Genomic DNA, 14472 nt, shown 5'->3' on the forward strand with positions numbered 1-14472 from the left:
ACCACACTCCAGTTAAACGGTATCTAATCTTAATGCCCTTCATGTTACCGTTTACATGGTGGAGTGGGAAGCTTTTGGCCATATTGTTACTTTTGATCGTTTTGTTCATGGCTTTAGCACATATCGGTTAACGGGCCGGCCGACGCCGCCGTAATTGATTTCCAGCTTGACGCGGCCCGTCTTCTCGAGATAGTCCAAATAACGCCGGGCGGTCACGCGGGCAATTCCTACCCCGTCGGCAGCCTCCTCCGCCGATAATCCGGCGTCGTGCTGCCGCATGACATGCAGCACCTGCTTTAGCGTGGCGGCGTTCAAGCCTTTGGGCAGGTCATCCTGTCCGCTCGAGTGGGCATCCTGCGTTTTGAGGACTGCCGCCTTGCCTGCTTCGGCCGCTGCGCTTCCGTTACGCAGCAAGCGATCCAATTCGTCCTGCGTCACCGACGGGGCTTCCGTCCAAGCCTCATGCTGTAAGCGGTAGCGCTCTAACGTTTGCTTAACCCGCTCCATCTTAAATGGCTTTATAATGTAATCGAATGCGCCGTTTCGAAGCATCGTGCGTATGGTTTCCGCATCCTTAGCCGCGGTGACGGCGACCACCTCGACCGGCAGCGCCATGGTCCGCAGCCGCTGCAGCGTTTCGATGCCGTCCAGCGAAGGCATAAATACATCGAGGAAAACGAGGTTTGGCGATAATTCCCGGATCAGCTGCAGTCCGTCATTTCCGTTGCCTGCGATTCCGACGACCTGGAAGCCCTGCACCTGCTCGATGAATAGTTTGTTAACCTCTTGCACCATCGGGTCATCTTCGATTAATACAACCTTGAATAACGGTTTATCATTCGCTTTCATGTTGCAGCCCCCCTGTCATCGGAAATGAAATTTCCATTGAAGTTCCCCGGCCGGGCTCCGATTCGCATCTCAGCTCGCCGTTTCCTTTCCTAACGATGCCTTGCAGCAAATAAAGCCCGATCCCGCGGTTTTTGCTTTCCTTGGTGGAGAAGCCGTGCTCCAGCATTCTTGCTCTTATAGGTTCTGTCATTCCGCAGCCGTTATCCTCTACGAGGATTGAGAGCAGGTGTTCATTTTGCTCCAAGCTCACATAGATTTCCTTGCGCTCTCGTTCGGCTTCGGCCAAAGCGTCAAAAGCATTCTCGATCAAATTGCCCAGCAGCAGAACGAAATCGTGGCGATCCAGCAGGGGAGGGAACCGCTTCAGTTCGCTGTGCGGATCGATCTCGACGTGTATGCCAAGCTCTTTACCGCGGCTGATTTTGCCGAGCAGCAGCCCGGCCAAGCTTTCATCCGCAATATGTTCCTGCATAAACCGTGTAATTCCTTCCTGCTGTTCTGAAATATCGTATACATATTGAAGGGCTTGATCTTTTTTGTCCAGCTGGAGCAGTCCCGCGATGGTGTGCAGCTTGTTGCTGTGCTCATGATTTTGAACCCGAAGCGCATCGACGAATTCACGCACCCCGGTCAGCTCCTCGGCCATCCTCGCCACTTCCGTTCTGTCCTGGAATATTGCGATGGCGCCAACAGTCGTTCCCTGCTCGCGAATCGGAATCCGATTGCTCCAAATAAGCGCTTTGCCGATCCGCAGCTCTTGGTTGAGCACGGGCTGCTCAAGCTCCATCACCTCAGGCAGCCGGGTGTCGGGCAGCACGTCCCGTATCGAACGGCCGACCGCATCCTGCTCTACGCCGAAAATTTGTTTGGCCCGCTCGTTGAAAATCGTTATCGTTTCGCTGCGGTCGATGGCGATGACACCCTCGTGCATGGCCTGAAATGCGGCGCTTCGTTCCCGGTACATGCGGGCGATCTCCTGCGGCTCTAAATTGTACATTTGTTTTTTGATATGACGGGCCAGCAGCGCGGAGCCGAAAATGCCGAACAACAAAGAGAGCAGGGCGGTAAGCGCGATCGATTGCCGCTCATCCGCAATAAGTTCTTTAAGACCGGGCAGCAGTCCGCCTGCCACGACGACGCCAATCTGCATATGCTGCTCGTTCATGACCGGCACGAAGGCGCGCAGTCCGACGCCGGCCTCTCCCGTTACTTTGGATATATACGTATGCTCCGCAAACGCCGCATCCGCGTCGGTCGCGGTAAAGGTCCCCCCGATCCGTTCCGAGAGCGGGTGGGACAGCCTAGTCCGATTCATATCAAGTACAACGATATAGGCAACGTTGTTTATAATCCGAATGTTGTCCACGATCGGGGCAATATGACGCGAACCATCCGGCTGTTCAATGTTTTGCTTTATATTGGGCAGATTGGCGACTGTTCGAGCCGTAATCATCAAACGCTGCTGCAGCTCGTCCTCCTTGATTCTGGTTACACTGCCGATTACGACGACACCGCCGATCAGAAGGGAGAAGAGCACCAGTCCAAATGATAAAATAATGATTTTCCAATAAATGCGCAATTGGTTCAAGGACGCTTACTCTCCTTCCGGGCTTCGGTTTACGATTTGACTCTATTGTGAAATAATGATCGTAAAATAGCAACAGGGAGGTATAGTGTGAAGACGTGGATCGGCATTGGATTGTTTATTGTGCTGGGAATGCTTGCAGCTTTTATGACCGGGTTCCGGCCGCATTTTACAGAATCGCTTCCGATAGATGACGAGCAGGCGGGTCTGAAGGATCGTATTGTGATCAAATTCAGCCATATCGTTGCCGAAAATACACCCAAGGGCCTCGCTGCCGCCCACTTTGCAAGGCTCGTGAAGGATCTGAGCAATGATCGCGTAGAAATCCAAGTGTTTCCCAACGGAATGCTGTATACCGGAGATACTGAATTCGCGGCGCTGCAGAGCGGTGCCATTCAAATGATCGCGCCTTCCTTCTCGAACATGAGCGTGGTCGATCCGGCGTGGCTGGCGATGGATTTGCCGTTTGCTTTCGTGGATCAGCAGGCCGTGAACGCCGCGCTGCAGGGTGAGGTTGGGCAGCGTTTATACGGAACGTTGGACGCTCACAAGGTAATAGGGTCAGCCTTTTGGGCGAACGGTTTCAAACAGATGACGAGCAGCGTGCAGCCGCTTCAGGTACCGGACGATTTTCGCAACCAGACATTTCGCATCCAGCCGAGCCGGATGCTTGTCAGCCAATTTCAAGCGCTTGGCGCATCGACCGTCAAAATTCCGTTCAATGAGACATACGGTATATTGAAGGACGGGGCTGCGGATGGCCAGGAGAATACGATTTCGAATATTGCAACCAAGCGTTTGTATCAGGTACAGAATTACATGACGGTCAGCAACCACGGCTACTTGGGATATGTGGTACTGTTCAACAAGAAGCTTTGGGAGGATCTTTCTCCGGATGTACAAAGGATTCTGCAGCAAGCACTGGAGGAGACGACCGCATGGCTGAGTCAAGAGACCGCCGCGATGCATGAGAAGCAGCTTCGCGAGCTGGAGGGAATCGACGGGTTTTCGATTCATAAGCTCACCGAAGAGGAGAGACAACAGTGGATTCGCAAGCTGGAGCCGCTTTACGATCAATATGAGCAGATCATCGGCAGTGAGCTCATGAGCGAAATCGGGAGACCAAAATAACCAAAACGAACAATATGACCGCATGCTTGTTTGGAAGCGGTTCCTCTTCTACAATGAGGGCACACACAAAATAAAAGCGTTTTCATTCGAAAGAAAGCGAGGGTGCTCTCATGCGATTTAAACTGAATTTGAAAAATCTTACCGTACAAGTCGTGATTGCTATTATTCTTGGTATACTGTTCGGACACTTCTTCCCGGCAAACGGAGAACAAATGAAGATACTTGGTGACGCTTTCATCAGGTTGATCAAAATGGTCATTGCGCCGATCGTCTTTTTCACAATCGTGAACGGCATTGCCAATATGGGCGACATGAAGAAGGTCGGCCGGATCGGCGGTAAAGCGCTGCTGTATTTTGAGATCGTAACAACGGTCGCGCTTGCGATCGGTCTGGTCGTTGTCAATCTGGTCAAACCGGGAGCGGGGATTGATGCCAGCTCTGCGAGCGGCGATATTTCTAAGTACACTGAAGCTGCAGCAGAACCCGGCCATGGCATTACAGACTTCCTGCTGAACATTATTCCGGATAATGCCGTAGGCGCGATGGCGGCAGGCGAGCTGCTGCCGATTCTGGTCTTTGCGATTTTATTCGGAATTTCTTTAACAGCAATGGGTGAGAAGGCTAAGCCTGTAACCGCTTTATTCGACAAACTGACACATGCTTTCTTTGGTATCGTGAATATGATTATGAAGGTATCTCCAATTGCAGCATTCGGCGCGATGTCCTACACAATCGGCAAATTCGGAATCGGCTCGCTGTTGTCACTCGGGAAGCTGATGGGTTCGGTTTATATTACAATGGCGCTCTTTATCATCGTAGTGTTGGGATCGATCGCCCGTGCCTACGGCTTCAGCATCTTTAAGTTTATCCGTTACATCAAAGAAGAAATTTTGCTCGTACTTGGCACCTCTTCTTCGGAATCCGCCCTGCCGCGGATGATGGATAAGCTGGAAAAATACGGATGTTCCAAGTCGGTTGTGGGTCTTGTCATTCCTACAGGCTATTCCTTCAATCTGGATGGCACGTCGATTTATTTGTCCATGGCCGCGTTGTTCGTGGCGCAAGCCTCCGGCGTTGATATGACAATCTGGCAGCAGTTGACGCTGCTTGGCGTGCTTATGCTTACCTCCAAGGGAGCGGCGGGCGTAACAGGCTCCGGCTTTATTACGCTGGCGGCAACACTGGCGGCGTTCCCGAGTATTCCGGTTGCAGGGATGGCTTTGCTGCTGGGTGTCGACCGCTTCATGTCGGAAGCCCGTGCGATTACGAACCTGATCGGCAACGGCGTCGCTACTGTCGTCGTAGCCAAAATGGAAAACGAGTTCCATCCAGGGAGAGTTCAGGAAGCGGATGAAACGGTGGATTACAGCGAGCTTTCGTCAACAGGAACAGCAGGGAGCCTTGCTAAGACAACTACTAATCTCGGATAATGCAGCAATTAAATAGAATATATTAGAGGGATGACACTGGCGAACCGGGAAGCGGACCAGTGTTTTTCTTTTGTTTGCACGGCCGAATTCCGCTTTTGCCTTAAAGCGTTCTATCATTTAAAGTCATATATTAATATGGTCACAATGAATAAGGAGCTGATCATATTATGGAAATACCTGTTACGGGCTTTGTCGTAAATAACAATGATTCGGATTCTGAGCATTCTCATATCCTCTATCTAACAAGCTGGAATGGCATTCCGATTCATGTCCATGAGTTCAAGGGTGTTACGTCCTTTGACGTCGGCCACGATCACCGTTATGCAAGCAAGACGGAACCGGCGCCTTCCGGCGTCCAGCATGTTCATCGTTACTGTACCTTTACGTCGGTGGATAACGAACACAGGCATCTCATAAAAGGCGTTACAGGCCCTGCCATTCCGCTAAGGGGAGGCGGTCACTTCCATTGTTTTGAAGGCTGTACGACTGTAAGCGGGGCGATCCCTCATACTCATGAATATAGCGGAAAAACAGGCGACGCATTGGATTGTTGATATTGATAGCGGACAAAGCGAAAAGGGCTGTCTCTCAGGTTGTTAGACCTTTTGAGACAGCCCCTTCACTGAACTGGCATGCTTGTGCCGCTGACGTTACGTCTAAACAGCGGAAAACTTAAATATGGCAGTATGCCTGTAAGTTTGGCCTGGCAGCAGCTCCGTACTCGGAAAATGGGGATGATTTGGCGAATCCGGATAATGCTGCGTCTCCAGACTTAGACCGCCATATTGACGGTATACCTTTCCTTCTTTGCCGATAATACTTCCATCAAGATTATTTCCTGTATAAAACTGGATGGCAGGCTGCGTCGTGTATACCTCCATCAACCGGCCCGATTCAGGTTCGTATACGCTTGCGGCGAAACGGATGGCGCTCCCTTTTTGAGGCAGCACATAATTGAAATCATAACCTCCCGCAAACCGCATCTGCTGGTAGTCCGATTGAATCCGGGAACCGATCGTCATCGGCTTAAGGAAGTCCAGCGGCGTGTTTGCGACGCTTTGCACTTCCCCTGTTGGAATAAGGTCCGGCTTGACCGGAGTAAACCAATCGGAGTGAATCGTCACGATATGTCCAAGAATATCCCCGCTGCCTGCGCCGGCCAGGTTATAGTAATTATGCTGGGAGAGGTTCAATACGGTCTTCGTGTCGGTCGTGGCCATGTAATCGATTCGGAGTTCATTATTGTCCGTAAGAGAGTACACCACTTTTACCGCAAGATTCCCCGGAAATCCTTCCTCGCCGTCTTTACTCAAATAGCTTAGAACGAGTCCGACCCCGTCTTCCGTATAGACTTCCTCCCCTTCCCAGACCCGCTTATTAAATCCGCGCTTGCCTCCGTGCAGCGTGTTTGGGCCTTCATTTACGGACAGCTGGTAGGTTACGCCGTCAAGCGTGAACCGGCCATTTGCGATACGATTCGCATAGCGTCCGATTATAGCTCCGAAGTAGGGCTTATTGCCGGTTCTCAAATATTCCTCCAGCGTGGGATAGCCAAGAAGGACATCCTCAACAACGCCGTTTCGATCAGGCACCTTGAGAGTCATCATAATCCCGCCGTATGTCATAATGGAGGATTGCATGCCGTTTTTATTAGTTAACGTGTAGAGATAAATGAACTCACCGTCAGGAGTTTGGCCAAAGTACTGCTTAGTAATACTTCCGGAAGCTTTTACTTGAATGGGCGGGGGTGGTTCTTCCCTGATTATTTTCTCCAGAGGCGCCGTATTTCCGTATACCGGAGCCGCCCCGTGAGGGCTTGCAGCCCAGCGGACCGCATTTGCTATAACCCGCAATACATTTTGGTTATAGTATGTAGGATACACCTGGTCTCCTGGCCGGAAGTAAAAAATTTTTCCGAGTCCCCGTTGATACGCACACCCGCTGCGGAATACTTCCCCGCCTTGGAACCAGCTGATAAATATGAGCTCTTCAGGAGCGGGTATGTCAAAAAACTCACCGTACATTTCCTCTGTCTGCAGCTCGAAGTATTCGCCGATTCCTTCGGTAATCGGGTGGGAGGGGTCGACCACCCACAATCTTTCCCGTTCGGCATCGGATCTCCATTTCAGATCGCAGGTCGTCCCCATCAATTTCTGAAATATTTTCGACCGGTGCCCGGAATGCAGGACGATGAGCCCCATGCCTTGCAGTACCCTTGCGTAGATTCTATCGACGATCTCATCGGATACCTGTTCATGAACCAAATGTCCCCACCAAATCAACACGTCCGTCCGGTTCAGCACCTCATGCGATAACCCGTGCTCCGGCTGATCAAATGTTGCGATCCGGATTCGGAAGCCGTACGGTCCAATTCCTTCGGCAATGGCGGCATGAATTCCCTTTGGATATATGCCTGCTACTATCGGTTCCGTTCTCTCATGTATAAATTCATTCCATATGGTTACATTTATCGTTTTCATCTCAAACAACGGGCCGCTACCGATTTTGATTTTCATTGCATAAATTCCCCCCTTCTTGATATGGATATATATGTGTCTCCCCTTTAAAAAACAACATACAAAGGCCGTAACATATAGAGTTACGTCATTTATACAGGTTGTGGCAGCATATATTTTCATAAAAGGAAGTGATGCGTATGAGGATCTATGTTGCCGGACAAGGTGATACTCTCTTTAAAATATCCCATCAATTTCGGCTTGAATTAGATCAGTTGATGTCGATGAATCCTCACATTACCAATCCCTATATGGATATCGGGGAGCAACGTGTGAACCTGGACACCCAATTCGTTCCCATAACCGAAAATAGGGTCGTTGCCCCTTTTTGCCCGCCGGTACCGGAGACCGAATTTATTCCTGATTGGATTCCGCTTACCGACGCGGAAAAGATGGCCGAGAACGAATACGATGTGCTTATCGTCGGCTCAGGCGCGGGGGGAGGGGCAGCTCTATGGCGATTGTGCGAGCAGTGGGGAAACAATGGTAAACGGATCGGGATCGTGGAGAGAGGCCCCCTCTTCCTGCCAACCCATGTCGCAAATATAGCTACAATTAATGGAAACAACTTTAGGGTGTACGCTCCACCTGAAATAACCGATATGATCGGACATAGACTCCCGCAGTATCCCGGAATGAAGCTGGTCTACGCGGTAGGCGGAAGAACGATATTATGGGGAGCTGTCAGCCCCCGTATCCCAAATTTCGAAATAGCGGACTGGCCAGTTTCTATTGAGGAAATGGAGCTGTATTACAATATTGCCGAAGAAGTCATGAGTGTAACGAATACGTATACGAAGGATTCGTCGATAACGCAGATTTTGCTGAAGCGGCTCCGGGAAAACGGTTTTTACAATGCGGACGATATCCCCATAGCCGCTGATCTTGACCAGACTCGGTTCGGGAGACTGCATTCCAACGTTTTTTTCAGTACCATTCTTTTGCTGGCTCGAGCATTAAGCGTACGTCCGTTTGATTTGGCCGTTAACACCTATGCCGCAGAAGTGATTACGGAAGGGGGAAAGGCAGCCGGTGTCCGGGTGATGACCCCCGATAAGAAATCTTATGTGATCAAAGCGAAAACCGTCATTTTATCGGCAAGCGCCCTGCAAACCCCACGTATATTGCTTAATTCGGGTATTGCAGGAAGAGCGATCGGCCGCTATCTTACCAACCATTCGTATTTGGTCGCAACGGCCAGCCTGAGTACGCAAGGTTTCCCTGAACCGTTAGGCGCGCTCGGCATTGTCGTACCCGAGCTTGAGAATCGCCCTTACCGGCTGCAGCTTCAAGGTCCGGAACAATATTTTAACTACCATTACGATAAGAAGCCGATTAAGGATGAGTGGAAAATCAGCTTTTTCGGCGCTTCCGGCAAGGTGGAATCACGATACGAAAACAGGGTTTATATTGATCCGAAGCGGGTTGATGAATATGGAATGCCGGAATTGCAAGTCGACTTCTCGTATAGTGAGAAGGACGAGGCTATTCTTTATCAGATGTATACCTATATCCAGCAGGCTTCGGCAGCGATGCAGCTGCGCCTGGCCACAATAAACGGCGCCCTCGCCATTTGTTTGATGCCGCCCGGAGCGGACAACCATGAGTTTGGCACATGCAGGATGGGCGATGATCCGCTTACATCGGCTACGAATCGGTACGGGCAAATTCACGGCGTAGAAGGGCTTTATGTGGCGGATAACAGCGTCCTTCCTTCGACTGGTGCCTCCAATCCGACGTTGTCAACCGCTGCTCTGGCGATTCGGACGGCGGATTATATCATCGGGCAGCTGCCATGATCTGATTTACAATCCTTTGTATTCTCTATGAATCCAAGGGGAGAGATTGATGGCGATTGTTAATGGGAAAAACTGCATAGATTTTGTCGAAATCATCCATACTAACACCAAATCGAACTTGGAAAGCGAAATAGGGTGATATTCGATGAGTGACGATATGTCGGGCGTTTCATCTCAGGGAGGCGAAGGATCGCATTCAGGCGGAACGTCCCGGAAGAACGAAAAGAACTCGGCCGATAAACCGAAGCAGCCGATTTCGGTTCAACTAGATGATAATCTCCGTCAGCTTGAACAGATATTTGCAAGAAGCTCTGACATTATTTTCAGGCATTGGGCTTATGGTCCTGAATTGCAGCATAGTGCATGTTCCGTCTATTATGAAACGCTCATGCAAGGTGAAGTTGTCAATTATATGAAGGCTTCCCTTCAGGATCTCGTCACGCATGAGGTCGGTCCCGGTACGATGATTCTGCCTCAGGATGTCATCACGTTCTTCGAGCATCACGGGGTTTCCCAGAAAAAAGCGGATGTTCTTGATGATTTTAATCATGCCGTAGAACAAATTATTTACGGCAATATCGTCATTTTTTTTAATCAGTGGAACAAGGCTTTAGTTTATAAATCGATGAAGGTTGAGTCGAGGCAGATCACTGAACCTTCTAATGAATCGGTTGTTCAGGGGCCTCGTGAGAGTACCGTTGAAAACTTAAAAAAAAATATCGGCCTTCTCCGCATGCGTCTAAACACCCCGAAATTCAAAATTGAATCGCTCACCGGGGGCGGAGAAACAAATACCCAAGTCGTATATGGGTATATTGATGGCGCTGTTGATCCGGAACTGCTGAAGGAATTCGAAAATAGAGTAAAACAAATCAGTCAGGTTGAAATATTGGAGACCTCCTACATTGAACAATTGATCGAGGATTCCACCTGGTCGCCTTTTCCCCAGCACCGGTATACGGAACGTCCGGATGTGGCGGCAGCCGCCATGCTGGATGGCAAGATCGCGGTTCTTGTGCAGGGCACGGGAAGCATTTTATTATGCCCGGGCTTGTTTACGGAATTTTTCCAATCCAGCGAAGATTATTATCAAAGAACGGTTTATTCAACTATGATCCGTTGGCTTCGAATGGCCGCTTTTGTATTGGCGTTAACGCTGCCGAGTATCTATATTGCTTTATCGACCTTCCATCCCGAGCTAATTCCTACGGTTCTGCTGCTTAAGATCATCGATACGCGGGAAGGAATACCGCTGCCTGCTTTCTTCGAAGCGCTTGTTATGGAGTTTTTCTTCGAGCTGCTGCGGGAAGCGGGAGTTCGGCTGCCTAAGCCGATCGGTTCCGCCGTCAGCATCGTTGGGGCGCTCGTCGTTGGTGAAGCGGCAATCAACGCAGGCATTGCGTCTCCGATCATGGTCATCATCGTCGCGTTGACGGGTATCGCTTCGTTTGCGATTCCCCAATACAGCATCGCTATTGCTTTGCGGATATTAAGGTTCCCGCTCATGTTGTCCGCGACGTTCATGGGAGGCTTCGGGATCATGATTGTCTTTCTGCTCATTTTGCTTCATCTTTGCAAGCTTCGCACACTTGGACAACCTTATTTGGCACCGCTCGCTCCATTACGGATTAATGAACTGCGGGACGTAGCCATGAGGGTTCCTTTGAAAACCTTGCTTCGGTCACCACGCAAGCATATACCAAAGGCAGAGAAGTAACTTCTGACTTCTGACAAATTAAATGCGGAAAGAATGAGAGAAGATGAAAAAATGCATGATTCTTATTTTCTTGTCGGCAATTCTTCTGATGCTTCCAGGCTGCTGGAACAAAGAGGAGTTGGATGAATCCGGTTTTGTGATGGCACTCGCGATAGATCAGGGAAAAGGCGGAGAGCTCGAATTAACAACACAAATGTACCGTCCGACTGCTGGAGAAAAAGGCGGAGGCGGAGGATCGCCGGGCCAAACCGCGAACCTTTTGATCAAGACGAAGGATGATTCCATATTTGAAGCAGTCCGCGACATTCCTATTCATCTGGGAAGAAAAGCCAAATTTAGCCATATGCGAATAATAGTAATTGGAGAGAAGCTTGCCAGGGCAACCGATGTCGGCAGGCTGATCGACCTTTTTTACCGTGATCATGAGCCGAGGCACACGATATCCATCATGATTGCGAAAGGGCGTGCGGATAAAATATTGGAAAATACGCCGGCTATTGAGCAAACGATAGGTCAGCAGCTTTTATTAACCAAAGTGGTAGCATACAAAAATGCCGCTAAGTCGATGGACACCACTCTGCTTAAATTGGCGCTGATGATGAACAGCCCGCATGGCGATACGGCCATTACTTACGTTTATGAAGACAAGAAAGAAAAGAATGTGTTAAACGCAGCCGGTCTCGCCCTACTCAAGAAAGGGAAAATGAAGAGCATCCTGCCTTCCAAAAAAGTAGAGGGTCTGATTATGCTTCGAAATGAGTTCAAATCCGGAGTTGTCGAAGTCCCTTGTCCAGGCAAGAAACTCGAGACGGAGTCGGTTGAAGTTCTTAACTTAGGCACAAAAATGAAGCCAAAGCTGGTAGGAGATAAAGTAAAGGTACAGGTCAAGACCAAGGTGGATGCGGCAATCGGGGAAATGAGATGTACGGAAATCAAAACAAGAAAAGATGAAGCCGAATTCACTCATAAAGTAGAAGAACAGATAAAGAAACAAATGTTAGAGACAATTAGTATACTTCAGAAAAATAAAATGGATGTCATTGAGATTGGAAATAAAATCGCCAGTTCAAATCCTAAGAAATGGGAAAAAATGAAAGATACGTGGGACAAGCAGTTTGCGGAACTCCCTTTTGATATTCAAGTCAAAGTAAAGATCCTAACGACCGGGACGGTAATCGGCAAACCGGCAGTGTCCGGGGAAAAGAAATAAATAGAGAATGTTCATTCAGTGAGTTTTTCCACTGCCATATGTTCCAGGAGGGATCGATGTGTTAGAACGCATAATTATCCTGTTGCTAGTATACGGCTCGATTCTTCTGTACGACAGGTCTCACTTGAAAAGTGTATCGAATAAGAAGGAGAAGGCCGTCTATGTAATCCTTATACTTGCCTCGCTGTACCTCGCCGTTGACTACGCGCTGATGGCGGATTTTCCAGGGCACTACGAGGTGGTTGATCTCCTATTTACCGATACGGCCCGTGTTATCGATAAATGGTTGACAGTGCCCAAAAAATGATTTTTTTCGCAGCTGCGGAGGTGATAAGCGTGAATAAACAGGAAACGGTTAGTCCCAGGCAAATGGGCGTGCTTTTTTTCGTCTTTATGACTGGATCTTCCATCATCAACATCCCTGCCCCGCTAATCGGCAAAGCGGAAAACGGCGCATGGCTGTCGCTTTTAATCTCGGGTGGCATCGGTATGGTTCTGCTCAGCTGTATGCTCTTCTTGCACCAGCGGTATCCGGATTTGAGCTATGTGGAATACAGCCGCAAGCTGATCGGAGCTTGGCCGACCATTATCATTTCCGTGCTTCCGTTGTCGTTTATGCTGCACATGCTTACGGCGATCGTTCTGGATATCGGCCTGTTTATGAGAAGCTCAATGCTTAGGGAAACGCCGGTTTATGCTTTCACTTCTTTGGTTTATATGGTAGCTGCCTTGAGCGTGCGCGCCGGGCTGGAGGTCATGGCCAGAATGTTTACGATAATTATGGTGATGGTCGTTATTTTTGTCTCATCCGTTTTGCTGCTGGGAATGGAGAATTATAACCCGGGATTTCTTAAGCCTTTTATGTCGCACGGTATAAAGCCGATACTGAACGGCGCTTTTTTCTCGTTCGGCTTTCCTTATGCAGAGGTCTTTCTGTTCGCGATGCTTTTTCCATTCGTTCGCAAAAATTTAACCGGAAAATTAAACCGTATTATGTTCACATCCCTGTTCTTTAATATTGTTACCTTGTGTATTTCCACCATCTGCACGATTATGCTTTTCGGACCGCTCGCCGGGATAAAAAAGTATTCGCTGTATGAGCTTGCCCGAACGGTCGACGTTCAGGAAATCATAACAAGGATAGAGTCGGTCATTGGCATGTCGCTTATTGCCGGTTCCTATATGAAAACAACGATTACGCTTTATGTGCTCAGCCTGTATTTGACTCACTTGTTTAAGCTGAAGGATTATCGGACGATTGTCATGCCGATTGCGCTTATCGCTTTTCTTAATACGCTTGTCGGCTTTAGCTCGGATATGCAGTGGGTGGAAATCGTTTCGATCGTACACCCGCTATGGGACGCTCTTGCGTATGCTTTGCCGCTGCTGTTGATTACTGTCATCGCTTTGTTCAGAAAACCGTCAAGCTGACCTAAATCTAAAATTGATTTGCAGATATTTTTAAAGTTTATAATTAGTGCTGCCCCGGTATACCAGGAGTGGCTATTCTTGTATGTTTAAAGAATTAGCTAAATGACTTCCTTCATATATAGTGAGGAATAGGCTGAGTACCGATTAATGAACTCCGGTTCATCATCTGCATACAGTGAGCTGCCCGGCATGTGCTTCATTAAAATAACTTTCCCAATACAAGCTCTACAATTCCCGGTGAAATCTGCTGTGCATCCAGTTCACCATAACTTGCAAAGACAACGCCAAAACCTAAAGACCTTAATATTTCTTGAACTCCGTATATACTGATACTCACTGTTTTTACGAAGTCACAATCAGTGCAAAAAAAGAATTTAAAAAAAGTTTGAATAAAAGCTTGACCTTGTGGGCATTAACATGGTATATTATTATTCCGGCCGCTAAACGGTACGGACAACGAAACAAAAGAACGAAAGAAAAGATTGTTCTTTGAAAACTGAACAACGAGTAAAAACTGCCCCGCAAATCCTAACGGATGAGCGGAACAAGCGATAAAAAGTAATGAGCAATCAAACACATGAAGCTTTTCTCAACGACATCGCGTCGATGCGAAAACTTCCATTTGGAGAGTTTGATCCTGGCTCAGGACGAACGCTGGCGGCGTGCCTAATACATGCAAGTCGAGCGGATCTTATCCTTCGGGATAAGGTTAGCGGCGGACGGGTGAGTAACACGTAGGTAACCTGCCCGTAAGACTGGGATAACATTCGGAAACGAATGCTAATACCGGATACACAGCTTGGT

The 14472-nt window shown here is 48.8% G+C and carries 11 protein-coding genes, 1 rRNA gene and 1 pseudogene; 9 read left to right on the forward strand and 4 right to left on the reverse strand.

The genetic code is table 11. The features are described from left to right. Positions 1-105: 105 nt before the first annotated feature. A complete protein-coding gene (locus DFP97_RS24445; RefSeq protein WP_114383247.1) occupies positions 106-849 on the reverse strand; it encodes a response regulator in 744 nt (247 codons plus the stop codon). Further along, on the reverse strand, positions 836-2437 hold the full coding sequence (locus tag DFP97_RS24450; RefSeq protein ID WP_114383249.1) for an ATP-binding protein: 1602 nt from the start codon (positions 2435-2437) through the stop codon (positions 836-838). Before DFP97_RS24450 ends, DFP97_RS24445 begins: the two co-directional genes overlap by 14 nt. An 87-nt stretch (positions 2438-2524) precedes the next feature. Here DFP97_RS24450 and DFP97_RS24455 point away from each other — a divergent pair, with 87 nt between their 5' ends. From DFP97_RS24455 to DFP97_RS24465, 3 genes are all read left to right on the forward strand, one after another. Beyond that, complete coding sequence (locus DFP97_RS24455) at positions 2525-3565, forward strand: DctP family TRAP transporter solute-binding subunit (protein WP_114383250.1); 1041 nt, start codon at positions 2525-2527, stop codon at positions 3563-3565. Positions 3566-3675: 110 nt separating this feature from the next. Continuing rightward, a complete protein-coding gene (locus DFP97_RS24460; protein ID WP_114383252.1) occupies positions 3676-4995 on the forward strand; it encodes a dicarboxylate/amino acid:cation symporter in 1320 nt (439 codons plus the stop codon). 167 nt (positions 4996-5162) lie between these two features. Next, a complete protein-coding gene (locus DFP97_RS24465; protein ID WP_114383253.1) occupies positions 5163-5549 on the forward strand; it encodes a YmaF family protein in 387 nt (128 codons plus the stop codon). A gap of 102 nt (positions 5550-5651) precedes the next feature. Here the strand turns inward: DFP97_RS24465 and DFP97_RS31750 are convergent, their stop codons facing one another. Both DFP97_RS31750 and DFP97_RS31755 read right to left on the reverse strand, forming a co-directional pair. Beyond that, positions 5652-6770 carry an aldose epimerase family protein gene (locus DFP97_RS31750; RefSeq protein WP_281271011.1) on the reverse strand — a complete coding sequence of 373 codons (1119 nt, stop codon included), beginning with the start codon at positions 6768-6770 and terminating at the stop codon, positions 5652-5654. Continuing rightward, positions 6759-7511 (reverse strand): annotated as a pseudogene (locus DFP97_RS31755) (ThuA domain-containing protein); the annotation flags it as partial. The gene DFP97_RS31750 and the pseudogene DFP97_RS31755, both read right to left, overlap by 12 nt. 140 nt (positions 7512-7651) lie before the next feature. On the opposite strand from DFP97_RS31755, the gene DFP97_RS24480 reads away from it, so the two are divergent. From DFP97_RS24480 to DFP97_RS24505, 6 genes are all read left to right on the forward strand, one after another. Beyond that, positions 7652-9310: a GMC oxidoreductase gene (locus DFP97_RS24480; RefSeq protein WP_114383255.1), complete on the forward strand. Its 1659-nt coding sequence runs from the start codon at positions 7652-7654 to the stop codon at positions 9308-9310. Between the two features lie 145 nt (positions 9311-9455). Beyond that, complete coding sequence (locus tag DFP97_RS24485) at positions 9456-11027, forward strand: spore germination protein (protein WP_245976580.1); 1572 nt, start codon at positions 9456-9458, stop codon at positions 11025-11027. Between the two features lie 43 nt (positions 11028-11070). Then, a complete protein-coding gene (locus tag DFP97_RS24490) occupies positions 11071-12237 on the forward strand; it encodes a Ger(x)C family spore germination protein (RefSeq protein WP_114383256.1) in 1167 nt (388 codons plus the stop codon). A gap of 58 nt (positions 12238-12295) precedes the next feature. After that, complete coding sequence (locus DFP97_RS24495; protein ID WP_114383258.1) at positions 12296-12544, forward strand: hypothetical protein; 249 nt, start codon at positions 12296-12298, stop codon at positions 12542-12544. Between the two features lie 29 nt (positions 12545-12573). After that, positions 12574-13668: a GerAB/ArcD/ProY family transporter gene (locus tag DFP97_RS24500; protein ID WP_181873668.1), complete on the forward strand. Its 1095-nt coding sequence runs from the start codon at positions 12574-12576 to the stop codon at positions 13666-13668. A gap of 619 nt (positions 13669-14287) precedes the next feature. After that, positions 14288-14472: ribosomal RNA gene (locus DFP97_RS24505) — 16S ribosomal RNA — on the forward strand; the annotation flags it as partial.

The organism is Paenibacillus prosopidis, assembly GCF_003337375.1.
Taxonomy (GTDB): Bacteria; Bacillota; Bacilli; order Paenibacillales; family Paenibacillaceae; genus Pristimantibacillus; species Pristimantibacillus prosopidis.